At 43.2% G+C, this 25,712-nt stretch carries 27 protein-coding genes; 23 read left to right on the top strand and 4 right to left on the bottom strand.

Annotation, left to right across the window (positions count from 1 at the left end; all coding sequences use genetic code 11):
• Positions 1 to 40: 40 nt before the first annotated feature.
• From murA to ftsZ, 3 genes are all read left to right on the top strand, one after another.
• Positions 41 to 1,312 (top strand): UDP-N-acetylglucosamine 1-carboxyvinyltransferase, encoded by a 1,272-nt coding sequence (gene murA / locus LI112_RS00700; protein ID WP_319638624.1) that lies wholly within the window; start codon positions 41 to 43, stop codon positions 1,310 to 1,312.
• A 38-nt stretch (positions 1,313 to 1,350) separates the two neighbouring features.
• Positions 1,351 to 2,586 (top strand): cell division protein FtsQ/DivIB, encoded by a 1,236-nt coding sequence (locus tag LI112_RS00695; RefSeq protein ID WP_022389206.1) that lies wholly within the window; start codon positions 1,351 to 1,353, stop codon positions 2,584 to 2,586.
• Between the two features lie 145 nt (positions 2,587 to 2,731).
• Entirely contained in the window at positions 2,732 to 3,886 is a 1,155-nt protein-coding gene (gene ftsZ / locus LI112_RS00690) for a cell division protein FtsZ (protein WP_055055440.1), read from the top strand.
• 79 nt (positions 3,887 to 3,965) lie between these two features.
• On the opposite strand, the gene LI112_RS00685 is transcribed toward ftsZ, so the two are convergent.
• On the bottom strand, positions 3,966 to 4,289 hold the full coding sequence (locus tag LI112_RS00685; protein ID WP_022389208.1) for a DUF1540 domain-containing protein: 324 nt from the start codon (positions 4,287 to 4,289) through the stop codon (positions 3,966 to 3,968).
• A gap of 425 nt (positions 4,290 to 4,714) precedes the next feature.
• Here LI112_RS00685 and infC point away from each other — a divergent pair, with 425 nt between their 5' ends.
• From infC to LI112_RS00620, 13 genes are all read left to right on the top strand, one after another.
• The gene (infC, locus tag LI112_RS00680) at positions 4,715 to 5,209 is read left to right on the top strand and encodes a translation initiation factor IF-3 (RefSeq protein WP_022389209.1); all 495 of its coding nucleotides are present in this window, start codon (positions 4,715 to 4,717) and stop codon (positions 5,207 to 5,209) included.
• 86 nt (positions 5,210 to 5,295) lie between these two features.
• Positions 5,296 to 5,493, top strand: a complete 198-nt coding sequence (rpmI, locus tag LI112_RS00675) for a 50S ribosomal protein L35 (protein ID WP_015541985.1) — start codon at positions 5,296 to 5,298, stop codon at positions 5,491 to 5,493.
• 47 nt (positions 5,494 to 5,540) lie between these two features.
• Positions 5,541 to 5,897 carry a 50S ribosomal protein L20 gene (gene rplT, locus LI112_RS00670; RefSeq protein ID WP_005427881.1) on the top strand — a complete coding sequence of 119 codons (357 nt, stop codon included), beginning with the start codon at positions 5,541 to 5,543 and terminating at the stop codon, positions 5,895 to 5,897.
• A 225-nt stretch (positions 5,898 to 6,122) separates the two neighbouring features.
• The gene (locus LI112_RS00665; protein WP_022389210.1) at positions 6,123 to 7,283 is read left to right on the top strand and encodes an ABC transporter substrate-binding protein; all 1,161 of its coding nucleotides are present in this window, start codon (positions 6,123 to 6,125) and stop codon (positions 7,281 to 7,283) included.
• 104 nt (positions 7,284 to 7,387) lie between these two features.
• A complete protein-coding gene (locus LI112_RS00660) occupies positions 7,388 to 8,272 on the top strand; it encodes a branched-chain amino acid ABC transporter permease (RefSeq protein WP_015541988.1) in 885 nt (294 codons plus the stop codon).
• A 12-nt stretch (positions 8,273 to 8,284) separates the two neighbouring features.
• Positions 8,285 to 9,355: a branched-chain amino acid ABC transporter permease gene (locus tag LI112_RS00655; protein WP_227190079.1), complete on the top strand. Its 1,071-nt coding sequence runs from the start codon at positions 8,285 to 8,287 to the stop codon at positions 9,353 to 9,355.
• Between the two features lie 2 nt (positions 9,356 to 9,357).
• The gene (locus tag LI112_RS00650) at positions 9,358 to 10,116 is read left to right on the top strand and encodes an ABC transporter ATP-binding protein (RefSeq protein ID WP_227190078.1); all 759 of its coding nucleotides are present in this window, start codon (positions 9,358 to 9,360) and stop codon (positions 10,114 to 10,116) included.
• A gap of 13 nt (positions 10,117 to 10,129) precedes the next feature.
• Positions 10,130 to 10,840, top strand: a complete 711-nt coding sequence (locus LI112_RS00645; RefSeq protein WP_022389213.1) for an ABC transporter ATP-binding protein — start codon at positions 10,130 to 10,132, stop codon at positions 10,838 to 10,840.
• Between the two features lie 13 nt (positions 10,841 to 10,853).
• On the top strand, positions 10,854 to 11,480 hold the full coding sequence (locus LI112_RS00640) for an AAA family ATPase (protein WP_117627655.1): 627 nt from the start codon (positions 10,854 to 10,856) through the stop codon (positions 11,478 to 11,480).
• Between the two features lie 115 nt (positions 11,481 to 11,595).
• Positions 11,596 to 12,360: a polysaccharide deacetylase family protein gene (locus LI112_RS00635; protein ID WP_227190077.1), complete on the top strand. Its 765-nt coding sequence runs from the start codon at positions 11,596 to 11,598 to the stop codon at positions 12,358 to 12,360.
• 145 nt (positions 12,361 to 12,505) lie between these two features.
• A complete protein-coding gene (locus LI112_RS00630) occupies positions 12,506 to 13,174 on the top strand; it encodes a YesL family protein (RefSeq protein WP_055065796.1) in 669 nt (222 codons plus the stop codon).
• The gene (locus LI112_RS00625) at positions 13,171 to 14,118 is read left to right on the top strand and encodes a TIGR01212 family radical SAM protein (RefSeq protein ID WP_117753493.1); all 948 of its coding nucleotides are present in this window, start codon (positions 13,171 to 13,173) and stop codon (positions 14,116 to 14,118) included. The genes LI112_RS00630 and LI112_RS00625 overlap by 4 nt, the downstream gene beginning before the upstream one ends.
• A gap of 41 nt (positions 14,119 to 14,159) precedes the next feature.
• Positions 14,160 to 14,672: a DUF4364 family protein gene (locus LI112_RS00620; RefSeq protein ID WP_005427862.1), complete on the top strand. Its 513-nt coding sequence runs from the start codon at positions 14,160 to 14,162 to the stop codon at positions 14,670 to 14,672.
• On the opposite strand, the gene LI112_RS00615 is transcribed toward LI112_RS00620, so the two are convergent.
• Positions 14,669 to 15,991, bottom strand: coding sequence for a replication-associated recombination protein A (locus LI112_RS00615; protein WP_117627579.1), 1,323 nt, complete (start codon positions 15,989 to 15,991; stop codon positions 14,669 to 14,671). The genes LI112_RS00620 and LI112_RS00615 overlap by 4 nt on opposite strands.
• A 186-nt stretch (positions 15,992 to 16,177) precedes the next feature.
• On the opposite strand from LI112_RS00615, the gene LI112_RS00610 reads away from it, so the two are divergent.
• The gene (locus LI112_RS00610) at positions 16,178 to 16,492 is read left to right on the top strand and encodes a YerC/YecD family TrpR-related protein (protein WP_005427856.1); all 315 of its coding nucleotides are present in this window, start codon (positions 16,178 to 16,180) and stop codon (positions 16,490 to 16,492) included.
• 78 nt (positions 16,493 to 16,570) lie between these two features.
• On the opposite strand, the gene LI112_RS00605 is transcribed toward LI112_RS00610, so the two are convergent.
• A complete protein-coding gene (locus LI112_RS00605; protein WP_227190076.1) occupies positions 16,571 to 18,283 on the bottom strand; it encodes an N-acetylmuramoyl-L-alanine amidase in 1,713 nt (570 codons plus the stop codon).
• Between the two features lie 153 nt (positions 18,284 to 18,436).
• Between LI112_RS00605 and LI112_RS00600 the strand changes: the two genes are divergently transcribed.
• The gene (locus tag LI112_RS00600; RefSeq protein ID WP_144368859.1) at positions 18,437 to 19,180 is read left to right on the top strand and encodes an SH3 domain-containing protein; all 744 of its coding nucleotides are present in this window, start codon (positions 18,437 to 18,439) and stop codon (positions 19,178 to 19,180) included.
• Positions 19,181 to 19,227: 47 nt separating this feature from the next.
• On the opposite strand, the gene LI112_RS00595 is transcribed toward LI112_RS00600, so the two are convergent.
• Positions 19,228 to 19,848 carry a DUF1836 domain-containing protein gene (locus tag LI112_RS00595; protein ID WP_227190075.1) on the bottom strand — a complete coding sequence of 207 codons (621 nt, stop codon included), beginning with the start codon at positions 19,846 to 19,848 and terminating at the stop codon, positions 19,228 to 19,230.
• 209 nt (positions 19,849 to 20,057) lie between these two features.
• Here LI112_RS00595 and pcrA point away from each other — a divergent pair, with 209 nt between their 5' ends.
• The 5 genes from pcrA to LI112_RS00570 all read left to right on the top strand — a co-directional run bounded on the left by pcrA (position 20,058) and on the right by LI112_RS00570 (position 25,695).
• Entirely contained in the window at positions 20,058 to 22,292 is a 2,235-nt protein-coding gene (pcrA, locus tag LI112_RS00590; RefSeq protein ID WP_117627589.1) for a DNA helicase PcrA, read from the top strand.
• Positions 22,293 to 22,396: 104 nt separating this feature from the next.
• Positions 22,397 to 23,089 carry a phosphatase PAP2 family protein gene (locus tag LI112_RS00585; RefSeq protein ID WP_022389222.1) on the top strand — a complete coding sequence of 231 codons (693 nt, stop codon included), beginning with the start codon at positions 22,397 to 22,399 and terminating at the stop codon, positions 23,087 to 23,089.
• 7 nt (positions 23,090 to 23,096) lie between these two features.
• Positions 23,097 to 24,143, top strand: a complete 1,047-nt coding sequence (locus tag LI112_RS00580; protein WP_227190074.1) for a lysylphosphatidylglycerol synthase transmembrane domain-containing protein — start codon at positions 23,097 to 23,099, stop codon at positions 24,141 to 24,143.
• On the top strand, positions 24,140 to 24,817 hold the full coding sequence (locus LI112_RS00575; RefSeq protein WP_005427830.1) for a phosphatidylcholine/phosphatidylserine synthase: 678 nt from the start codon (positions 24,140 to 24,142) through the stop codon (positions 24,815 to 24,817). The genes LI112_RS00580 and LI112_RS00575 overlap by 4 nt, the downstream gene beginning before the upstream one ends.
• Positions 24,814 to 25,695: a phosphatidylserine decarboxylase gene (locus LI112_RS00570; RefSeq protein ID WP_117592426.1), complete on the top strand. Its 882-nt coding sequence runs from the start codon at positions 24,814 to 24,816 to the stop codon at positions 25,693 to 25,695. Before LI112_RS00575 ends, LI112_RS00570 begins: the two co-directional genes overlap by 4 nt.
• The last annotated feature ends 17 nt before the right edge of the window (positions 25,696 to 25,712 follow it).

Raw genomic sequence — 25,712 nt, 5'->3', positions numbered from 1 at the left:
CTGGTCTTTGCATATATTAACTGTAAGAGACTCTGTGGGAGTGGATCATTTGGATGAAATTCACGTGATTGGGGGAAACTGTCTTAAGGGCAGCATAACTGTGCAGGGATCAAAAAATACAGTACTTCCGATCATGGCTGCATCACTGCTTCAGAGGGAAATCTGTGTTCTGAGAGGCTGTCCGCGTATTCTTGATGTCTGTTATATGGAAGAAATCCTTCACATTCTGGGAGTCGTTACCTGGTGGAAGGGCCATGATCTGTATCTTGACTGCAGCAAAGTCTGTGGAATGGAAATTGCCTCGGAATATACAGGAAGAATGCGTTGTTCTGTGATTCTGCTGGGAGCACTTCTCGGCAGAAACCAAAGAGGTGTGATCGGTTATCCGGGCGGCTGCGTGATCGGAAAACGTCCGATAGATCTTCATCTGTATGCGCTGAAAAGTCTGGGTGCGATAATTTCAGAAAAAAACGGAAAAATTCAGGCAGATTGCAAAAAGCTGAAAGGGCAGGAGATAAATTTTCCTGACAGAAGTGTAGGGGCCACGGAACAGGCACTGCTTGCAGCTGTTCTGGCTGAAGGAGAAACCGTACTCAGAAATTGTGCAAGAGAACCTGAGATTACATGGCTTTGCAGATTTCTGCAAAAGATGGGAGCACGGATCTGCCATGAGAAAGAAGGGTGCATCCGGGTTCAGGGAGTGACCTCTCTTCACGGGACAGAGATGCTGATACCGGCAGACCGGATCGTTACAGGAACATATCTTTGCGCGGCTGCAGCTTCGCGTGGATCAGTGACTGTGGAGAATGCACCTGAGGGAGAAATGGAGGCGTTCCTTGAAGTATATCGGAAAATGGGTGGACAATATGAATGGAAGAGTGGTAAACTAATAGCGAATGGAGCCGGAATACAATTTTCGGTTCCGTTTCTGGAAACAGAAGCTTATCCGGGATTCCCGACAGATCTTCAGTCACCACTGCTGGCAGTACTGACTACAGTTCCGGGAATAAGCCGCATAAGGGAGAATATATTTGAGAACCGGTTTAAGATATGCAGTGAACTTACAAAAATGGGGGCACACATAGAAGTCAGGGGAAGCGAAGTAAAAATTTGTGGAAGCAGATTAAAGGGATGCAGGCTGCGGGCAGAGGAACTGAGAGGTGGAGCAGCGCTAGTGATTGCGGCTCTTGCAGCAGATGGAGAATCTGTGATAGAGGGTGTTCCTTTTATCCGAAGAGGGTATGAAGACATTTGCAGAGATTTGAGGTACCTTCAGGCAGAAATCTATATGGAGGATATCTTATCGGTTTGAGTTAATATGAGTTCAGAGGATACAGGTATTAGTTTTTTATGAGAACATCCAATTACAGGAAATTTAAAATAACAAAAAAACAGGCGAAACTGGTCGGAGGAGCTGCTGCTGTTGCTGTTCTGGCCGGGATTATTTTTTTCTTTGCTTTTTTTCATGTGTCAAAGGTGGAAGTGATGGAAAGTAACCACTATACAAAAGAAGAACTGAAGGAAATGGTTCTTACAGGAGCTTTTTCTTCTAATTCTGTTCTGGCACCGATCACGTGTTCAAAAAATAATGTGCAGGGTGTGCCATATATTGAAGGATATTCCGTCAGCAGATCCGGTCGGAACTCGATCGTGATCAGTGTCCGTGAGAAAAGTGTAGTGGGTTGTATCCCATATCTTGACAGCTATGTGTATTTTGATCGAAATGGAATGTTTGTAGAAGGCGACAAGACCAGGGATGAGTCTGTCCCCTATTTTGAGGGTATTCAGGTAAAAAAAGTTGTTATGAACGAAAAACTTCCGATTAAGGATGCTGTTCTAAATACTGCGGTTGCACTTTCTACGATTTTTGCAAAAAATGATCTCCAGCCAGATTATATCCAGCTGGAGGATGATTCCACCATAGACCTTATTTATGGAGACATCACGGTAAAACTTGGAAAAGATAAATATCTGGAAGATAAAATGTCCAGAATGGTTGCGATTCTTCCACAGATTACGGGTGAGAAGGGGATCCTTCATATGGAGAATATCACAGAAAGTTCTAAAACAGTGACTTTTGAAAAAGAGGAAGAGGAAGTAACTGCAGAGAACTGGACCGGAGGTTATGATGAAAATGGTGATTATACCGGTGATGGTGAATACGATGAAAATGGCAATTATGTAGGAGCAAAACCAAAGACGGCACTTGATTATGCAAAAGAAAACTGGGTAGGCGGTTATGACGAAGAAGGCGATTATACAGGTTCCGGTGAATATGATGAAAATCTGAACTATGTTGGATCGGAGCCGACGCAGGAACTTCTGGACAGCTTTGGAGACTGGACAGGCGGATATAATGAATCCGGTGGCTTTGATGGTGTTAGCGAGTATGACAAAGATGGCAACTACGTGGGACCTATGCCGGATAATGACGGCACTTCTTCAGGTGATACTTCGGAGGAAGATTCAGAAGAAGACAGTTCTGATACGAATACAGATTCCTCGGATGAAGATACTGAGAGCTACAGTGATGAAGAGTCGGATGGCTGGGATCAGGGAGATACAGATGAGGAATCTTATGAGTGATGGAAATGGCGAATAATAGTGAAAAAAGTATAAAAAAACAAAAATAGTAGTTGATTAATTCGAAAAAAAAATATATGATATATCTATATGCAGCCTGATACGCTGATATCAGGTAAATAAAGGAGGAAGTACATTGTTAGAGATTATGTCAAATGAAGCTGAGTCCTCTGCAAAGATTATTGTAATCGGTGTAGGCGGGGCTGGTAATAATGCAGTTAACAGAATGGTGGAAGAAGCCATCGGAGGAGTTGAGTTTGTTGGTGTAAATACTGATAAACAGGCCCTGACACTTTGCAAAGCTCCAACAGTACTTCAGATTGGTGAAAAGATTACAAAAGGCCTTGGCGCCGGTGCACAGCCGGAAGTTGGTCAGAAGGCCGCTGAAGAGAGCATAGAAGAAGTAAAACAGTTGATCGAAGGTGCTGACATGGTATTTGTTACCTGTGGAATGGGTGGTGGTACCGGTACAGGTGCAGCTCCTGTTATTGCAGCAGCAGCTAAGGAAATGGGAATCCTGACCGTTGGCGTTGTAACAAAACCTTTCCGTTTTGAAGCAAAAACACGTATGAACAATGCTCTTACAGGAATCGAGAATCTGAAGAAAGCTGTTGATACATTGATCGTTATCCCGAACGATAAACTGCTCGAGATCGTAGACCGTCGTACAACTATGCCGGAAGCACTTCGCAAAGCTGACGAGGTTCTGCAGCAGGCTGTCCAGGGAATTACAGACCTGATCAATCTGCCGGCACTGATCAACCTTGACTTCGCGGATGTTCAGACAGTTATGACAGATAAAGGAATCGCACATATCGGTATTGGTGAGGCCAGAGGAGATGACAAGGCTATGGAAGCTGTTCAGCAGGCTGTATCCTCTCCGCTGCTTGAGACAACCATCAAAGGTGCTACTCATGTGATCATCAATATTTCCGGAGATATTTCTCTTATGGATGCAAATGATGCAGCAAGCTATGTACAGGAGCTGACAGGTGAAGATACAAACATCATCTTTGGCGCTATGTATGATGATTCTGTTGCAGACTATGCTAAGATCACAGTTATTGCAACCGGATTATCCGATACAGCTGCAAAGACCACTCCATTTGGTACAAGAAGCAATACAACACCATTTGGTGTACGTAAACCGGCAGCAGGTACATCTGCACCGTCTTCCAGTACAATGTCCATGCCAAGCTTCAGTCTGCCGACTATGAACAATGGTTCTTATACAGGCAAAGTTCCGACCAGCACAGTACAGAAGAAAGATATCCAGATTCCGGATTTCCTGAGAAACAGATAGGAAGCGACAGGATTAGAAACTGAATGATTCAGACATAAAAAAGACGCTGTTTGATGCAGCGTCTTTTTGAGCGTCAGGATCAGCATTTGCAGGAGAAGGTATTACATTTTGTTTCGTTACATCCGTCTGTGCTGCATCCGGCCACATCAATGGCAGAAGCCGTACATTTGCGCTGATCGTTATAGGTACATTCCTGAGCTTTACAGTCGATGTTGATTTTTTCACAGCCGCAGTGATGAGCTTTGCTGTTTGTCATACCGGCAGTCGCGCGGTCACGAAAACTTCCACAGTTTGTTTCATCTGCACGATGAGCATTATCTCCTGTAATCTCAATATCGCCTCTGGAACAGAGCTCATTTTCATTGTAAAGACATTTTGTGGCACTACATTTCAGAATTGTCATAATAGAAGCCTCCTTCTTATATAATGATATGATTATGCATAACAGCAAACGTCATGCAGGAATAGTATGCGCTGAAAAAATAAAAATATGTATAAAAAATAACTTGACATTATATAAAAGACATGATATCTTTTTAAAGTACGTGGAAAACAAAGCAGAGTTTCACTCTCACCTCAGCGCATATAATGCGGCTCGGGTTGATATATCGTAGCAGGCTGATCTACAGAGATCAGGGAATGCACAGAGATAAAAATGAAAAAGAGGTTTCATTTGGTTATCCCTGGATATAGCAGAGTGTGGAAACTGTCCATACTCTTTTTTGTTTTCATAAGACAGGGTGGAGTTACTGTTCCTATACAGTAGCTGAGAGATTCAGGTTTATCATTTATTTAAATGTATGGAGGTGTACTACAATTAGCAATTTAATGATTAACGAACAGATCAGAGACAAAGAGGTACGTTTGATCGGACCGGATGGAGCACAGCTTGGAATCGTTTCTTCAAGAGAAGCATTTGCAAAGGCTCAGGAAGCCGGACTTGATCTTGTTAAAATCGCACCGCAGGCAAAGCCGCCGGTTTGTAAAATTATCGACTACGGCAAGTATCGTTATGAGCTCTCCCGTAAGGAAAAAGAAGCTAAGAAAAAACAGAAGACAATTGACATCAAGGAAGTACGTCTTTCTCCAAACATTGATACCAATGACCTGAAGACGAAGGTCAATGCAGCAAGAAAATTTCTTTCTAAAGGAGACCGTGTTAAGGTTACATTACGTTTCCGTGGAAGAGAAATGGCACATATGGCAAGCAGCAAACATGTACTTGATGATTTTGCAGAACATCTTGCAGATGTGGCAGTTGTTGAGAAAGCCCCTAAGATTGAAGGCAGAAGCATGACAATGTTTCTCAGCGAAAAGCGTTAAGCAGTTATCACAGACAGCGTGTTTTGGCACGTGTTCTTGATAATAAGAAATAAAAAACAGTACCACGAATTAAGGAGGAAATAATTATGCCTAAGATTAAAACTTGTAGAGCAGCAGCAAAACGTTTCAAAAAAACCGGAACCGGAAAAATCATGAGAAATAAAGCTTATAAGAGCCATATCTTAACAAAGAAATCTCAGAAGAGAAAGAGAAATCTGAGAAAAGCTACTGTTGTTGATTCTACAAACCTTAAGAACATTAAGAAAGCACTGCCTTATTTATAATAATAAGCAGCAGATGATATTGGAAGACGAACAGGAGGAAATAAGAAATGGCAAGAATTAAAGGCGGATTAAACGCAAAGAAAAGACATAACCGTACATTAAAACTGGCAAAGGGCTACAGAGGAGCTCGTTCCAAACAGTATAGAGTAGCAAAACAGTCTGTAATGAGAGCACTTGCAAGCTCCTATGCAGGACGTAAACAGAAAAAACGTCAGTTCAGACAGCTTTGGATCGCTCGTATCAACGCAGCTGCAAGAATGAATGGACTTTCCTACAGCAAAATGATGCATGGTCTGAAAGTTGCAAACATCGACATCAACAGAAAGATGCTTGCTGAACTTGCAGTAAACGACGCAGAAGGATTTGCAGCACTTGCTGAAATCGCTAAAAAAGCAGTAGCATAAGTTGTAAAATTATGGAGACCGTGGAGTTCTTTATTGAACTACGGTCTTTTTTTGAACCTAATGTCCGTTTGAGGACAACAAGAGTTCTCGAGAAAAACACAAAATATTAAATAAATCTAAAATTTCTGCTTGCAATCGTGATAAGTGAATGCTATAATCAACTACATTAAAGCTTTAGCAAATGAAAGTAAAGCTAGCTGAAGTATAAGATAGGAGGATCTTATTATGAAAAATATGAAAAAAGTACTTGCTGTAACAGCAGCAGTAGCTATGACAGCAGCAATGATGCCGACGGCTGTATTTGCGGATGATGCGGAGACATTCAAGATCGGTGTAATCGGACCTATGACAGGTGACAACGCACAGTATGGTCTTGGTGTATACCACGCAGCACAGGTTGCAGCAGAAGAAATCAACGCAAACGGTGGATTCAACGGATACAACGTAGAAATTCTTGACGCAGGTGATGATCAGGCTGACCCGGAGAAGGCAGTAAATGCATACAATGACCTTCTTGACAAAGGAATGCAGATGCTTTGCGGAACTGTAACATCCGGTTCCTGTATTGCAGTCGGAGCAGAAGCAGCAGAAAGCACATTCATGTTTACACCATCTGCAACAGCAGTGGACAGTATCACAGCAGGAAGCAACGAATTCCGTATGTGCTTCACAGACCCTGCACAGGGAACAAAATCTGCACAGTACATCGGTGAGCATAGTCTTGCTACAAAGGTAGCAGTTCTCTATGATTCATCCGCAGACTACAACTCAGGTATCAACGATGCGTTCGTTGCAGCAGCAGAAGAAAACGGTCTGGAAATTGTAGCTGATGAAGCATACACAGCAGACAGCAACACAGACTTCTCTGTACAGCTTAAGAAAATCAAAGACAGCGGCGCAGAACTTCTGTTCCTTCCTAACTACTATGCAGACAATGCTCTGATTCTTCAGCAGGCACATGATGCAGGTATGGACGACGTTAAGAAATTCGGTGTAGACGGTATGGACGGTATTCTTGGAGTAGAAAACTTCGATACATCTCTTGCAGAAGGCGTTATGCTTCTGACACCATTCTCTGCTACATCAGAAGATGAGAAATCTCAGGCATTCGTTAAAGCATACGAAGATGCTAACAAAGATGAGGTTCCGAACCAGTTCGCAGCAGATACATATGATGTAATCTATGCAATGAAAGCAGCAGCAGATGCAGCTGAGATCACACCGGATATGTCCAACGAAGACATCAGCGCAGCTATGTCTGAGGCAATGCTGAGTGTAGAGCTTGATGGTCTTACAGGTAAAGCAAAATGGACAGAAGACGGCGAGTGCGATAAAGAGCCAAAAGCTTTCGAAATCCAGGACGGCGCTTACGTAGAAATGGAATAATCAGATTAAAATAATGTAATCAGAGGACGGGGGACGGTTGCCTGTTATCACAGGGCCGTTCCCCTTTCTTGAGCTAATATGACAACTATTTAAAGAGGTGCATTATGAGTTTTTTATCCTATTTAAAAGATGGAATCAGCCTGGGCAGTATCTATGCGATCATTGCCCTGGGGTATACAATGGTATACGGTATCGCTAAAATGCTGAACTTCGCTCATGGTGATGTCATCATGGTCGGTGCATATGTGATCCTTACCGCTGTTACCAGAGGAGGCATGTCTCCGGTGCTGGCTGTTGCACTTTCTGTAATCTTCTGTACCGTTCTTGGTATGGTGATCGAGAAAGTAGCGTACAGCCCGCTTCGTAAGGCGTCATCCAACCTGGCTGTACTGATCACAGCGATTGGTGTCAGCTATTTGCTTCAGAATCTGGCACTTTTGATTTTCGGTGCAGATGCCAAGAGTTTTGTAACTGTTATTGATGTACCGTCGGTGTCTTTATTTGACGGACAGCTTGTTATTAAGGGAATTACGATCGTAACAATCCTGAGTTGTATTGTGATTATGGCCGGTCTGATGCTTTTTGTACAGAAGACAAAACCAGGACGTGCCATGCAGGCCGTTTCTGAAGACCGTGACGCAGCACAGCTCATGGGTGTCAATGTCAATGCGACAATTTCGATGACATTTGCAATCGGTTCCGGACTTGCAGCAATTGCCGGACTTCTTCTCTGTCAGACCTACCCGACACTGACTCCATATACAGGCGCCATGCCTGGTATTAAGGCATTCGTAGCAGCCGTATTTGGTGGTATCGGATCCATTCCGGGAGCCATGGTCGGCGGTATTCTTCTCGGCGTGATCGAGATCTTCGGTAAAGCCTATATCTCTTCTCAGGTTGCAGATGCGATCTGTTTTGCGGTTCTGATCGTGGTACTTCTTGTAAAACCTACCGGACTGTTCGGAAAGAACATCCAGGAGAAAGTATAAGGGGTGGTCAGAATGAAAAAAACAATGAACAAAACAACAAAAAACAATTTTATCAACTATGGAATTGTAATCGCAATTTTTGTGATCGTAGAGATCCTTTCCGGAACAGGAAACCTCTCAAGACTTCTTACAGGTCTGCTGGTTCCGCTTTGCGTTTATACGATTGCGGCAATCTCTCTGAACCTGGTTGTAGGTTTTTCCGGTGAGCTGAGCCTTGGCCATGCAGGATTCATGTGCGTTGGTGCATATTCCAGTGCATTATTTTCTCACATTGCAAGTGATATCCCGCAGGTGCCGAGATTTATCCTTGCAATTCTGATCGGTGCAGCAGTAGCAGCAGTGTTTGGTGTGATCATCGGTATCCCGGTACTTCGCCTTCGTGGTGACTACCTCGCAATCGTAACGCTGGCATTCGGCGAGATTATCAAAAACCTGATCAATATCCTGTATGTCGGTTTTGATGAAAACGGACTTCATGTTGCAACAAGTTCTGCAAATCTCAAGCTTGCAGCAGGCGGCAAACAGATCCTCAAAGGTGCACTTGGTATTTCAGGAACAGGTGCTCTTTATAAAGACGTAAAGCATTATTTCTTCCCGATCGGAATCATTCTGGTATTGCTTACGCTGTTTATCGTACAGAACCTGGTAAACTCTAGAAGCGGACGTGCGATCATGGCAACCAGAGATAACCGTATTGCGGCAGAATCTGTAGGTATTGATGTGACGAAGTTCAAACTTCTTGCATTTACTATTTCAGCAGCTCTTGCAGGTGTTGCAGGCGTACTGTATGCACATAACCTTTCTATGTTAAAGGTATCCGGATTTGACTACAATATGTCTATCCTGATTCTGGTATATGTCGTGCTTGGTGGAATCGGAAACTTAAGAGGTTCTATGATCGCAACGATCATTCTCTATGCACTTCCGGAACTTCTCCGTGGATTTGCAAACTACCGTATGCTGATCTATGCGATTGTCCTGATCGTTATGATGCTCTTTAACTGGGCTCCTGCAGCAAGAAACTGGAGAGCACGAGTAGTTGAAAAATTTAAAGGAACAGCAAAGAAAAAGGAGGCAGCTTAACTATGGCAATGTTAGAGGTAAATCATCTGGCTATTCAGTTCGGCGGTCTTCGCGCAGTTGACGGATTTAATGTATCTATCGAAAAGGGCCAGCTGTATGGCCTGATCGGACCGAATGGTGCAGGAAAAACAACAATTTTCAACCTTCTTACAGGTGTTTACAAACCAACAGAAGGTATTATCAAACTCGACGGACAGGATATCACAGGAAAGAGTACAATAGAGATCAACAAGGCCGGTATTGCGAGAACTTTCCAGAATATCCGTTTGTTTAAAGAAATGACGGTTCTTGACAACGTTAAAGTAGGACTGCACAATCATCATCCCTATTCCACACTGACCGGAATCCTGAGATTTCCGAAGTATCATAAAGTCGAGAAGGAAATGAATGAAGAAGCAATGGAGATTCTGAAAGTATTTGATCTTGACAAGGAAGCTCAGACACTTGCAGGAAACCTTCCATATGGTAAGCAGCGTAAACTTGAGATCGCCAGGGCACTGGCTACAGATCCGAAGCTCCTTCTTCTTGATGAGCCGGCAGCCGGTATGAATCCAAACGAAACACAGGAACTGATGGATACGATCCGTTTTGTGCAGAAACATTTTGATATGACCACTCTTCTGATCGAACATGATATGAAGCTGGTTGGCGGTATCTGTGAAGAGCTGACTGTACTGAACTTCGGACAGGTGCTTGCACAGGGTGAGACATCCAAAGTTCTGAAGGATCCGGCTGTTATCACCGCATATCTGGGAGAATAAGGAGGAAGATCAAATGTCAATGTTGGAAGTAAAAGATCTCCAGGTTTATTATGGCGTGATTCAGGCATTGAAGGGAATTTCCTTTCATGTAGAACAGGGAGAAGTTATTGCACTGATCGGTGCAAACGGTGCTGGTAAGACCACGACCTTACAGACACTGACCGGAATCATCCCGGCAAAAGCAGGAAGTATTATTTACGAAGGTAAAAATCTTACCAAAACACCGGCACATAAGATCGTTGAGATGGGTATGGCCCATGTGCCGGAAGGAAGACGAGTATTTGCAGATATGTCTGTATATGAGAATCTTCTGATGGGTGCTTATACAAGAAAAGACAAGAACGAGATCGCTCAGAGCCTGGAAATGGTATACAAAAGATTTCCTCGTCTGAAAGAACGTACAGGACAGCGTGCAGGTACACTCTCCGGTGGAGAGCAGCAGATGCTCGCAATGGGGCGTGCGCTGATGAGCAAACCGAAGATCATTCTGATGGATGAGCCTTCGATGGGGCTGTCACCGATCTTTGTAAATGAGATTTTTGATATTATCAAAGAAGTAAGTGAGAGTGGAACAACGGTTCTGCTTGTTGAGCAGAATGCGAAGAAAGCCCTTTCTATTGCTGACAGAGCGTATGTCCTTGAAACAGGAAGCATCACTCTGGAAGGCAAAGCAGATGATCTGCTTCATGATGAATCTGTCCAGAAAGCATATCTGGGAGAATAAGGAGGAAATCGGTATGGATCAGGTTGTAATCACAATCGCAAGACAGTATGGAAGTGGCGGTCGCACCGTTGGTAAAATGCTGGCAGAGCGTCTGGGAATCTCTTTTTATGATAAGCAGATTATCCAGATGGCGTCTGATGAGAGCGGAATTGATGTAAAACTTTTCGGTAAAGTAGAAGAGGGAGATAAGGTAAAGGGTTCTCTTTTTGGAAATAAAGAAAGCATTTACAAAGGAAATCTGCATCAGCCGGGAAGTAAGGAATTCATTTCAGATGAAAATCTTTTCAACTATCAGGCAAAAGTGGTCAATGATCTTGCAGAGAAAGAATCCTATGTAATTGTCGGACGATGTGTCAATTATGTTTTCAAGGACAGACCGAATACATTGCGTGTATTCATTCATGCACCATGGGAGTTCCGTGTAGAGCAGGCATCTCAGAAGATCTCCGGATCAAGAGAGGATGTCGAGAAATTCCTTCTCAAAGATGATAAGCGTAAACAGGATTATTATCGTAAATTTGCAGGTGGTCAGTGGAGTGATGCCACGAATTATGATCTCTGTCTGAACAGTGGAAAACTCGGATTTGACAAATGTGTGGATGCAATTGAAACACAGCTGAAGATCATGCTTGGTAAATAAAATACAGGACCATTACAGAGCACTGAGGGCTTTTTGCGAGCCCTGGTGCTTTTTTTCTGCCACATTTCATATACTGAACAGAAGGATAGTTATGTCTGGGATTTGAAACCGGAATATGAAAAAAAGAAAAGCAGGAATTGGGATATTTGTGATCGTACTGATCATAACTGCGGTGCGAGTAAAAAGTATGGACTCGCACCGTATTTCAGGCAGAATCCTGGCTGAAAATATAGCAGGTCCGGGGATGATGCGGCTGGTGGAGCAATCCATGCAGGCCCAGGCACAAAAAACATCAGTTACGGAAATAGCTGTGAAAGAATGGAAGCATCCGCAGGCGGCACTGACATTTGACGACGGACCGGATATCAGATATACACCACTTCTTCTGGATGGTCTGAAAGAGCGGAATGTCAGAGCTTCTTTTTTTCTTCTTGGAGAGAAGGTTGAACAGTATCCGGAACTTGTAGAACGGATGCAGAAAGAAGGGCATCTGGTAGGAAACCATACCTATCATCATGTACAGCTGGATAAACTGAATGAGACGAAGGCAAGGGAAGAAATCCTGAAAACAAATAATCTGATCTATGAGACAACAGGTGTTTATCCACTGTACCTGCGCCCGCCGTTTGGTGCCTGGAAGAAAAATCTGGAACTATGTGTGGAGATGCTTCCTGTATTCTGGACGATCGATACACTGGACTGGAAGGTGCAGAATACAGAAAAAATCGTTCGTACAGTGCAGGAACAGATAGAGGATGGCGCGATCATTCTGATGCATGATGAATATGATACTTCTGTTGAAGCGGCGCTGCAGGTTGTCGATGAACTGAAAAATCAGGGATATGAACTTGTAACAGTAGATCAGCTGATCCTGCCATAAAATCCAGAACAGAATGCTGCACATAGTAACACATAAGAAAACAACCGTTTGGGTTTTGATTGCTTTTTTTCAGGAATTTCGTTATACTGTAAAGCAGAGACAGGCATAAGCCGGAGAAGAAGAAAGAGACAAAGGAGCTGTGCATATGGGACGTTTTTTCAGTATGGACAATAAGTTTTTTACATTTATGAATAAGGTGGCAGATCTTTGTATCCTGAATATTATCTGTCTGGTCTGCTGTATTCCGATCGTTACTGCCGGAGCATCTATTACGGCTATGTATTATGTGACACTGAAGATGGTCCGGAATGAGGAAGCTTATATTGTTCGGAGCTTTTTTAAATCTTTTAAAGATAATTTCAAACAGGCGACAATTATTAATCTGATCATGATCGCCGTTGGTGCGGTTCTTTATCTGGATCTGAATGTTGCCAAAAATATGCCTGGAAGTGCCGGTCAGATTTTTCATGTGATCTTTATGGCATTTGTGATCATATATTATGTACTGTTTTTATATGTTTATCCGGTTCTTGCCAGGTTTTACAATACGATCCGTAATACGATCAAAAATGCACTGTTCATGGCAATCCGCCATCTTCCGTATACAGTTGTCATGGTACTGATCGGACTTTGTCCGCTGCTGTTGTTATTTATAGGCTCTTATCAGATACAGTCCACGTTGTTTGCTCTGTTTCTGGTCATGGGATTCGGAGTGATCGCGTACTGTAATTCCTTCTTCCTTGTAAAAATATTTGATCATTATATGCCGAAGGAAGAAAATGAAGAACAGAAAAGCGAAGGCACAGAAGTATGAATACAGATGCGGTGACACAGCAGAAGAACTGGAATGGAAAGCCGTATCATTCGCTGGATCATATGCTTAGGGAAAGGTTCGGAGAAAAAGTTTATAAGGTGACTCTGAACGGAGGAATGTCCTGTCCCAACCGGGATGGTAAGCTTGGCAGCAGAGGCTGTATTTTCTGCAGTGCCGGTGGAAGCGGGGATTTTGCTGCAGATGCAGAGCTGTCGGTAACAGAACAGATCGACAGTCAGATCGCATTGCTTTCTGCAAAGCGGCCGATCCATAAATATATTGCTTATTTTCAGGCATATACCAATACGTATGCACCGGTGGAATACCTGCGGAAAATCTTTACAGAAGCGCTTGCGCATCCGTCGGTGGTCGCATTATCCATCGGAACGAGACCGGATTGTCTTGGTGAGGATGTATTGGAGCTCCTGAATGAACTGAACCAGAGGAAACCGGTATGGGTAGAACTTGGACTTCAGACGATGCATGAGCGTACCGCTGCCTATATTCGACGAGGATATCCGCTTTCCTGTTTTGAAGATGCAGTACAGAATTTGCGGATGCGCCAGATTGAGGTGATCGTGCATACGATACTGGGACTGCCGGGAGAATCAGAAAAAGACATTCTGGAGACAATGCAGTATCTGAATGGACAGGATATTCAGGGAATTAAATTGCAGCTTCTGCATGTGTTGAAGGGAACCGATCTGGCAGAGGATTACCTGGCCGGGAAATTCCGAGTCTACGAAAGAGAAGAATATCTGAATTTACTGATAGATTGTCTGGAATATCTGGATCCGTCAATCGTTATTCACAGAATGACGGGAGATGGACCGGAGAAGCTGCTTATCGCACCATTGTGGGCAAGCCGGAAGCGGGAAGTTCTGAATCTTCTTCATCACGAAATGAAGGTTCGTAACAGCTGGCAGGGCAAACAGCTGCAATAAGAAGCGAGAAGCCTGACTTGTGTGAGAAAGAGGTGATTGAAATGGCAGAACCATTTACAACTTATAAACTGATCGTTTTATATATGGCGAAACATTCAAAAGAAACACTGACAAATTCTCAGATTTCAGAATTTATACTGGACAGAGATTACACAGATTATTTTCAGCTTCAGAAAGTACTTTCTGAACTGGTAGAAACAGAGCTTCTGAGAAAGCGAACAATTTCCAACAGTTCCTATTATGAGATTACGGAAGAGGGAAAAAAGACACTTTCTTATTTTGAAAAAGAACTGTCGGGTGAGATTAAGAACGAAGTAAAAGATTATCTGCAGACGCATGGCGGACAGGTGCAGGAACGCATCCTGACACCGGCAGATTATTATACGACACCACAGGGAAATTATGCAGTGCGCTGCCAGATCATTGAAAAAGATACGACAGTGCTGGATCTGACACTGGCAGCACCAAGCAGGGAAGCTGCACAGGCGATGTGCCACAGTTGGGCTAAGAAATCACAGGATATTTATGGAATGCTGATGGGAGAACTGATTTAATCAGTTCTCCCTTTTATCTTTTGTAGATATTCTTTTATCGTTTTTTCGTAGCCAAGATCACCTGGTTCATAGAAATGAGAACCTTCAATCTCAGAAGGAAGATATTGCTGATCAACATAATGATCTGGATAGTCATGAGCATATTTATATCCAATTCCCTTGCCGAGCTTTTCATGACCGCCGTAGTGAGCATCCTGCAGGTGAACCGGAACAGTTGTCTGTGTGTGTTTCACAGAATCCATGGCGGCAAAAATGGCATTGACGGAGGCATTACTCTTTGGAGCACAGGCCATATAAGTGACTGCCTGAGAAAGGATGATCTGTGATTCCGGCATGCCGACACGTTCAACAGCCTGTGCGGCAGCAACGGCGACCTGCAATGCCTGTGGATCTGCATTTCCGATATCCTCTGAGGCGAGGATCATGATACGTCGGGCGATGAATTTGACATCTTCTCCGGCGTAGAGCATCTTGGCAAGATAGTAGACTGCTGCATCAGGATCGGAACCACGCATACTTTTGATAAAGGCGGATATGATATCGTAGTGATTGTCGCCTTTTTTGTCGTACTTGATGACTCGTTTCTGAATACATTCAGACGCAACATCCAGTGTCAGATGAATAGAACCATCTTCGCTTTTGGGGGTAGTAAGGATACCAAGTTCTACCGCATTCAGGGCACTGCGGGCATCACCGCCTGCCATATCAGCCAGAAATTCCAGGGCATCGTCATCAATTACGGCGCCATAATTTCCCATGCCTTTATCGCAGTCATTTACGGCTCTGAGGATCAGCGTGCGGATATTTTCATTACTGAGAGGTTTCAGTTCAAAAATGATGGAGCGGGAAAGGAGAGCTCCATTTACTTCGAAATAAGGATTTTCAGTAGTTGCACCGATCAGAATGATCGTACCGTCCTCCACAAATGGAAGCAGGTAATCCTGCTGGCCTTTGTTGAAACGGTGAATCTCATCAATGAAAAGAATCGTTTTTTTGCCGTACATGCCAAGACGGTCCTGTGCCTCTTTTACGACTTCTTCCATGTCTTTCTTACCGGCGACTGTCGCATTGATCTGGGTAAAACTTGCACTGGTAGTATTTGCGATTACCTTGGCAAGGGTAGTCTTTCCGGTTCCGGGAGGTCCATAGAAAATAACAGAAGTCAGCTTGTCAGCTTTGATCGCACGGTACAGTAATTTATCTTTGCCAACGATGTGCTCCTGCCCAACGACTTCATCCAGCGTAGTAGGACGAAGCCGGGAAGCCAGTGGAGATTCGCGGTCAAGTGTTTTTGATTTGGCATATTCAAATAAATCCATAGCAGATGCTCCATTCTGAATCAAAAATTATAAAACACGTACATTTGTTCTTAAGTATACTTGATTCATCAGAAAAAAACAACTACAATTAATGCGTCAAAATAGTCCTTGTTTTTTGCATGTTAAAGTGTTAAAATACCATGTATATGAAACAGTACAAACAATGTAACTAAAGGAGCAGGGATTATGGGTAAAAAAATCAGAACAGAAGAGGTTGATCATTTATTTGAAGCAATCCTTTGTCTGAAGAATAAAGAAGAATGTTATACATTTTTTGAGGATGTATGTACGATCAATGAACTTCTTTCTCTGTCACAGCGTTTTGAAGTTGCAAAGATGCTGACAGACAAACGCACATATCTGGATATTTCAGAGAAGACCGGTGCTTCCACCGCGACGATCAGCCGTGTGAACCGTTCTCTCAACTACGGAAATGACGGATATGAGATGGTCTTTTCCAGAATGAAAGAAAAAGAAACCGCAGGAAAGACAGAAGAATAAAGAATAAAGAAATACAGGGAAAAGGAACAGGCAATGGAATAATCCAAAGGTCTGTTCCTTTTTTGTTGCTGTGAGAAATTACTTTTGTTTTGTGGTCATATATGTATAGACATCCGCAGAGATTTTTTTGATCGTATTCTGTGCACTGGAATTATTCTTAATATTATTGGAAAGTACACAGAGCACATATGGATGCTTTTTATCAAAGACAATGGCAATATCGTTTTCGACAACACCGAGTTTTCCGGAATCTGCAAGTTCTCCGGTTTTGTTGGCAGTTGCGGTGCCGGAAGGAACACCTGCCGGAATCTTGGCTGTCTTTGTCTGGCTTGTAAGGAGCGCAAGCATTTCGGCAGATGCTTCTGCGTTTACCAGAGAACTGTTGTAAATATCAGAGAGCAGTCGGCAGCAGTCGGAAGCACTTGTGTAATTGTCATCGGTTGGATCAGAAGCCAGGAACTCGCGGCCAAGATGCGTGGAGGTGTAGTTCCGCTCCTGACAGAACTCATTGACAATAGCAGCTCCTGTCTGAAAATCGCCTCCACCGAGCTTGCGGACCAGTTCGTTGGCAGAGTCATTGTCACTGACTGTGATCATACTGGTGAGGAGAGGTTTCAGAGTACTTTCATAATCGGATGAAATCGTAGTTCCTTCATCTGGATATATCAGTTTGTCATAAACAGCGGCCATGATAAATGCTTTGATAACACTGGCAGACTGCATGGACTGTTCGGCATTGACTGTGCTGTAGGCCTGCGTCTTCAGATCCATAGCTGCGATTGCCCAGAGTTCTCCCTGTTGTTCAAGCGGATCCGTATAGTTCTTTTCCAGCTGTGAGGTGAGATCGGCGAGGTGTTCTCCGACAGTAGTAATAGCCGGTTCGACAGTATTGAAATATGCATCGATTCCATCGGCAATTCCCCTTGCCATAGTTTCGTGATTTGCGGAATTGGTAATGTAAAGATCATCATTCTGGTTACTCATAAATCCCATTTCGAGGATGGCAACCGGAACTGTACTCCAGTTGGTACCAGTCATATTGTCGGCAGAGATGACGCCTTTGTTTGCAAGTCCGGTGGCATTGCAGTAACTGTCGATGATACAGGATGCAAGCGCATTACTTTTTTCGATGAGTTCCTTGTCCAGATACTGATTGGAACTGGTTGGGGCCATGGTAAGAGCACCGGCAGCAGAAGCACTGTTGTCACTGTTTGCATGAATGCGGACCGTGATATCGGCGCCGGATTCTGTGGCGAATTCTGCACGTTCTTTGTTGCTGATGGCCTTGTCGTTATCCTCGCGGGTCATGACAACCTTGTACCCACGAGAAGTCAGTTCTTTTTCAAGGACAAGAGAAACTTCAAGGTTGACTTCATATTCCGGAACCTTGGAGTAGTTACCGGCAGTACCGGTCGTAGCTTTATTTTTGGTCTGAGATGAACCTGGAGCCATAGGTTCCTGTGCACTCATGTCTACCCAGCTTCCCTGATGTCCCGGATCAATACAGACGGTAAACTGCCTGGAAGCGGAAGACGGAGTTGAAGCCGTGTTTGCGGCAGACCAGTCCATGCCTGAGGAAGAACCGGAAGGACTCAAAGTACCTTCGGAGTCATCTGAAGAATCGACATCGGCTTCAGTATTGGCAGAAGCATTTGGAGAAGCCGAAGATGGAGCCTTGATCATGGCCTGTCCCTGTTCGCTTTCATAGGTGGTTTCCGCAGAAGCCCAGATCGTGGCAGGAAGCAGTAAAAGCAGACATCCGGCAAGAAAAACAGATAATAGTTTGCGCATGAATATATATCCTCCCGAGAAATTTTATTTTACAAAAAGTTGTTTCCTATATGATAAACTATAATAAAAAATTTGGCAAGAACGGTTCGGTGTCGTATTTACTCGAAGACTTGTCACGGGGAGCAAAAACTAAATACAAAGGAGGGCAACATTATGAAGAAGAGATTTTCCACAATGCAGAGGTCAGGAGTCCTGAAACGTATTTTCGCATGTGTGATCGCACTTGCACTTGTTATGCCGATGACGGTGCAGACAGGATGGGCGGCCACCACTTCCTACACAGTTACAGTAGCGGATGGCTATCTGGCTCTCCGAAATGCCAAGGCATATGATGATAAGAATGAAATTGGTAAGCTTTATACAGGTGATACCGTTGATGTGACAGATTCCAGTGGAAGCACCTACTGGTATGTATATGCATCACGACTCAAGAAATCCGGATATGTAAATCGCAGATATCTGGCGAATTCTTCAAGTGAACGTTATGTAAGTGTCAAGAGTGGATATCTGGCGCTTCGTAATGCCAAGGCGTTTAAATCGTCCAATGAAGTTGCAGAACTTTATACAGGAGATAAGGTACAGATTGCGGATGCCAGTGACAGTACCTACTGGCTGGTATATGTACCGGGACTTGGAAAGGGCGGATATGTAAATAAAGATTATCTGGTAAAAAATAAAGACAATACAGCATCTGCGGTTGTTACAAAGACAGTGAAAGTCAAGAGTGGCTATCTGGCACTTCGTAATGCAAAAGCGTATGATGATGCAAATGAGATCGGACAGTTGAATAACGGCGATACCGTTCAGGTCCAGGATTCCAGTGGAAGTACTTACTGGTATGTATATTCTTCCAGACTTGGAAAGAGCGGCTATGTAAATAAAAATTACCTGCAGTGATGCAGGTAATTTTTACGTAATACAGGATCAGTACTTCTGATGCTGTATTATTTTTTCTTATGTTTTGTGTCTGTATCCGTGGAAGCACGGAGTTCGTCGATCATCTGCTCGATCAGCATTTTTTTTACATAAACATCAAAGCTGAGAAGACAGATGAAAGAAAATAATTTCAGGAAATCCCTGTCTTCTTCCGGTGCATTCTCAAAAGTTCCCTGAGCAATTTCATAGCGCTCCAGAAGCTCCTTCTGAAGAGATTCGATCTGTCCTTTTTCCATACTGAATACTTCGTTGTAGATAGCAGTGAGATCCATATCATCCATAGATCTGAAATATTTATCGGTCAGTGGTCCGAGCAGAGTCTGAATATCGCTGATCGATAAAATATTTTTGAAATAGTAGATAAAGATCAGAACCAGCAGGTGTTCTTTTGAATAGCGCTTCTTCTCAGGAGAAGGAAGCAGATTATTCTTGGCATAATTATTGATCATGGTCTTTGTAAGAATCTTGTCATCTTCATAGCGTTTGGAATGAGCAAGCTGTGCTTCCATAAAAGTAGTGACCTGATCCATATAAAGATCTATATTGGGAATATCCTCTGGTTTTACATAACCGATTCTGGAAACACGATCCAGAATATTCCGGATCATGGAGTCTGTATTAACTGACATAAATTCATCTCCTTTGCCTGAAATAAAGGCAGAATGGTATTTCTAATACCTGCACGCTCTATTATATAGTTTTAAATACTACTTGTAAATGGTTTTTGTAAATGATTTTAAAATTCCTTTACCCCATACCAGGTTTCATGTATAATTAAAAAGATAGCAAGAAAACATCAGTTCGAAATAAGTAACCACAAAGAAACAGGAGATAATTGATGAATACAATTTATGATACATTGAATGACCGACAGAAAGAAGCTGTTCTGCATACGGATGGACCACTTCTGATTCTTGCAGGAGCCGGCTCAGGAAAGACCAGAGTACTGACACACAGGATTGCTTATCTGATCGCAGAAAAGGGTGTGAATCCGTGGAATATTCTGGCAATCACATTTACCAACAAAGCGGCTCACGAGATGAGAGAACGTGTGGACAAGATCGCAGGAAGCGAAGGGGGAAGTGTATGGGTATCAACTTTTCACTCGACATGTGTGCGGATCCTACGACGCCATATAGACCGTCTCGGTTATGATAATAATTTTACGATTTACGATGCGGACGACCAGAAGATACTAATCAAAGAAATCTGTCGCAAAATGAATATCGATACCAAGAAAGTGAAGGAACGTGCACTACTGGCTCAGATTTCACATGCAAAAGATGAGCTGCTGACTCCGGATGAAATGGAAATGAATGCAGGTGCTGATTTTAACCAGAAAAGAGCAGCGCAGGTTTATCGTGAATATCAGGCAGCACTGCGTCGGAATAATGCGCTGGATTTTGATGACCTCATATGCAAGACAGTGGAACTGTTCCAGAATTGTGGCGATGTTCTGCAGAGTTATCAGGAACGTTTCCGCTATATTATGGTAGATGAATATCAGGATACCAATACGGCACAGTTTAAGTTTGTAAGTCTTCTGGCATCCAGATATGAGAATCTGTGTGTAGTCGGTGATGATGACCAGTCCATTTACAGATTCCGTGGAGCCAATATTGGAAATATCCTGGGATTTGAGCGGGTATTCCCGGATGCTAAAGTTATTCGTCTGGAGCAGAATTATCGTTCTACGCAGAATATCTTAAATGCAGCGAATGGTGTGATCGCAAATAATACAGAGCGTAAAGAAAAAACACTCTGGACAGAGAACCCGGAGGGAGAGAAAATTCATTTCCGACAGTTTATGAATGGATATGAGGAAGCTGAATTTGTTGTAGGGGACATTGCCCGACGACACAGAGAAGGGACAGCAGAGTATCATAACTGCGCAGTACTTTATCGAACAAATGCACAGTCCCGTCTTTTTGAAGAGAAGTGTCTGCTTGCAAACATTCCTTACAAGATCGTAGGGGGAGTGAACTTCTATGCACGTAAAGAAATCAAAGATCTGCTCTGCTATCTGAAAACGGTAGACAATGCAGCGGATGATCTTGCGGTACGTAGAATCCTGAATGTACCAAAGCGTGGAATCGGAGCAACAACGGTCGGCAGAATCCAGGATTATGCCGACATGATGAATATCAGTTTTTATGATGCACTCCGTGTGGCAGAGGAAGTGCCGTCGATCGGACGCAGTCTTTCAAAAGTGGATGGATTTGTTACATTTATCCAGTCACTTAAGAGCAAAGCACAGGCATATTCTGTATCGGAGCTTCTGGAGGAAATCATAGATCTGACCGGTTATGTGGATGAATTGAAAGCAGAAGATACAGAAGAATCCAGAGCCAGGGTGGAGAATATCGATGAGCTGATATCCAAAACGGTTTCTTATGAAGAGACAATGAAGGCTGAGAACAGAGAGGCAACATTATCTGGATTCCTGGAAGAAATTGCGCTGATCGCGGATATTGATTCTGTAGATGAGAATCAGGATTATGTAGTATTGATGACTTTGCACAGTGCAAAGGGACTGGAATTTCCATATGTATACCTTGCCGGAATGGAAGATGGCATGTTCCCGAGCAGTATGTGCATCTTTTCCGGTGACCAGTCGGAGCTGGAAGAGGAGCGCAGGCTTTGTTATGTGGGAATCACCAGAGCCATGAAAGAACTGACTATGACCAGTGCGCAGCAGCGTATGGTGCGTGGGGAAACGCAGTATAATCGCGTTTCCAGATTTGTGAGAGAGATTCCACGGGAACTGGTGGATCTTGGACATACTGTTCAGGAACACAAACCAAAGATCCCGGAGACAAAATCTCCGCTCAACAGCTATCTGCAGATGAAGAAAAGCTTCCATACGAAGGCATTTCAGCCACAGAATTTTAAGGTAACGAAAGCGGATTCCCTGGATTACGGTGTTGGGGATACGGTCCGTCACATTAAATTTGGTGTTGGCATCGTTAAGGATATCGTAGAAGGCGGCAGAGATTATGAGGTTACTGTAGATTTTGACAAAGTCGGAGTTAAAAAAATGTTCGCTGCCTTTGCAAAACTTAAGAAAATATAACTTTTTATAATTTTCTTAAGAAATCTTAAAGTTTCTGTACTTTAGTTGTTTTACCTTTTAATGAATGATATACTGGATACATGAAAATTCGAAGGGAGTACAGAATGAAAAAAATTTTAAAAGGTCTCACGAGGATACTCCCTGCATATGGAATTTTCCCGGTTATTTTTTCGTTTGTATTTAATTGTCTTGTTTATTCAGGTTCCAGAATGATCGCAGGTGGATGGTACCACCACAATATAGAAACTGCTGTGGACAGGAGCCTTCCTTTTGTCCCACAGTTTCTGATTATCTATTTTGGATGCTATCTTTTCTGGATCGTCAATTACATTCTGATTGCCAGGCAGGATCGACACAGTGTGTACCAGTTTTTTACAGGAGATTTTATATCAAGATGTATCTGCCTTGGTTTCTTTCTTTTGTATCCCACAACGAATACTAGACCAGTGATAACAGATGGAGGATTATGGAATCAGCTTGCTTTGTGGCTGTACTCTATTGATGCAGCAGATAATCTGTTTCCGTCTATTCATTGTCTGGTCAGCTGGTTCTGCTATCTGGGTATCCGCGGAAGAAAAGAAATTCCGGTATGGTACCAGAGAGTGTCGGCAGTGCTGGCAATTCTTGTGTTTGTCTCTACATTGCTGACGAAACAGCATGTTCTGGTGGACGTGGCAGGAGGAATCCTTCTTGCAGAACTGTGTTTCTGTATCGGAAGAAACACAAATTTGTACAAAATTTACGAAAGATTTGGCAGCAGGATCGAGAAAAAGATTCTGAAATCTACAGAAGGGTGAGCTGCTTATGAAAAAAAATAGAAGAGTGATCTTTAATGGAGCTTTCCTGATCATTGTCTTTGTGCTCACAATTTATGGAGTGTTTCATGGAGAAGATCTCGGAGCTATGATGGATGCCATTCGGAGTGCGGATAAACGATGGCTCGTGCCCGGGCTTGCACTGGTGGCATTCTTTATCTGGGGTGAGTCGATCATCATATGGTATATGATGCGGTCCTATGGAATAAAACTGAAAAAAAGGACCTGTTTTCTCTTTTCATCGGTAGGATTCTTTTTCAGCTGTATTACACCATCTGCGAGTGGTGGACAGCCAATGCAGGCATATTATATGAAAAAGAAAAACATATCTATTCCAGTTTCTGCGGTTATTCTGATGATCATTACGATCACCTATAAGCTGGTGCTGGTGGTGGTTGGTATCGGAGTGGCTGTGTTTGGAAGAGGATTCCTGCATCAGTATCTGGAAGGAATTCTTCCTGTTTTCTATCTGGGATTGGGACTGAATATTTTCTGTGTGACTTTTATGACGATTCTGGTATTTCATCCACTGCTTGCCAGATCATTTCTTGTATGGGGACTTTCGATTCTTGAGAAATTCCGTATTCTTCGTCACAAAGAAGGAAGGCTGAAAAAACTGGAAGATTCCATGGATACTTACAGAGATACAGCTGCTTATCTGAAGACACATCCGAGAGTGATCGTGAATATCATTGCGATCACATTTGTACAGAGAATGGCAATGTTTGCAGTAACATGGTTTGTATATAAAGCATTTTCACTGTCAGGAACAGGATTCTGGACGGTGCTGTTTCTTCAGGCAGTGATCTCGGTTTCCGTAGATATGCTTCCGCTTCCGGGAGGTATGGGAATCAGTGAGACACTGTTCCTGACAATATTCACCCCGGTATTTGGCACATTACTTCTGCCGGGGATGGTTCTCAGCAGAGGACTTGGTTATTATGGGGAGCTTTTGATCAGTGCACTTTTTACGATTGTGGCACAGCTTACGATCGGACAGGGGCATGGCAAAGAAAATAAGGAGAGTTACGAATGATAGGATTTTATGATTATACAGTAGTTGTTACATATATCAGTCTTGTTTCATCCATCCTGGGTATGTTTTGTGCGATTGACGGGAAGCTTACGCTGGCAGTATCCTGTCTGGCTTTTTCCGGACTGTGTGATATGTTTGATGGAAAGATAGCCCGGACAAAGAAGAACAGAACCGATGATGAGAAATCCTTTGGTATTCAGATCGATTCTCTCTGTGACATTGTCTGTTTTGGGATTTTTCCAATCATTCTGGGCTACAAACTTGGAATGTGTAAAGCATACAGCATTGCGATCCTTGCATTTTACGGGATGGCAGGAGTGATCCGTCTTGCATATTTTAATGTGATGGAGGCAAAACGCCAGAGCGAGACATCTGAGAACCGCAAGTACTATCAGGGACTTCCGATCACATCTATGGCTGTGATCATGCCGCTTCTGTTTGTGGCATCGGTATTTTTTCCGGGATTTCGTTATTTTGTGGGATTGCTTCATGCAGCGATGCTGATCGTAGGATTCTTGTTTATTTTTAATTTCCGTTTCCGCAAGCCGACCAATCAGGAATTGGTGGTACTGGTTGCAGTTGTGGCAGTGGCAGTACTGTTTATTCTTTTTTACAAAGAAGGATGGTGGGCTCATTACCATACGATCAGGAAACTGAAAGGAGCAGCAGCATGACAACATATACGGCAGACCGAAAAGGTCATGTAACTGAAAATGATTCGTTTCAGGACAGATTCCTGGAAAAAATGTATGGCTCTGCAATTGGCAGGGCTTTACTTAAACCGCTTGTAAATCCTGTACTTTCAGAGATTGGGGGCAGAATTCTGGACTCCAGAGTATCTGCACTGGCGGTTCCGGCATTTATAAGACATGCAGGAATTGATATGAGAGATTATGAACCGAAAAAGTATTGGTCGTACAATGATTTTTTTACCAGACAGATTCGAGAGGGTGCCAGAGAAATCGATATGGTACCGGAAGCTTTTGTCAGTCCCTGCGACAGCAGGGTGAGTGTTTATCCGATCAGTGAGAACTGTCATGTAAAAATCAAACATACATCCTATACAGTTGCTGAACTTCTGAAGAATCCGGTTCTGGCGAAACGATACGAAGGCGGACTTCTCTGGGTGTTCCGTTTATGTGTGGACGATTATCACAGATATATCTATATAGATGATGGATTTGAATCCCGGAGAGTGCATATTCCGGGTGAACTGCATACGGTCAATCCGGTCGCCAATGATGTGTATCCAATTTACAAAGAAAATACAAGAGAATATGCGTTGTTGAAGACTGTGAATTTTGGAACGGTTCTGATGATGGAAGTCGGAGCGTTGATGGTCGGCAGGATTGAGAATGTACCACTTCGTGGCCGTGTAAAACGGGGAAAAGAAAAAGGAAATTTCGCATTTGGTGGTTCGACGGTTATACTGATGACACAGAAGGAACGGGTACTGCCTGATCCAGACATCTTTATGAATTCCGAAAAGGGAATTGAGACAAGAGTAAAACTTGGGGAGCGGATTGGTGTATCAGAAGTTCTGGATGGATAAGGTGCAGAAACATAATC

It is taken from the genome of Blautia sp. 210820-DFI.6.14, assembly GCF_020558815.1.
Classification (GTDB): Bacteria; Bacillota; Clostridia; order Lachnospirales; family Lachnospiraceae; genus Blautia_A; species Blautia_A obeum.
This window is presented reverse-complemented; position numbering and strand designations above follow the sequence as displayed.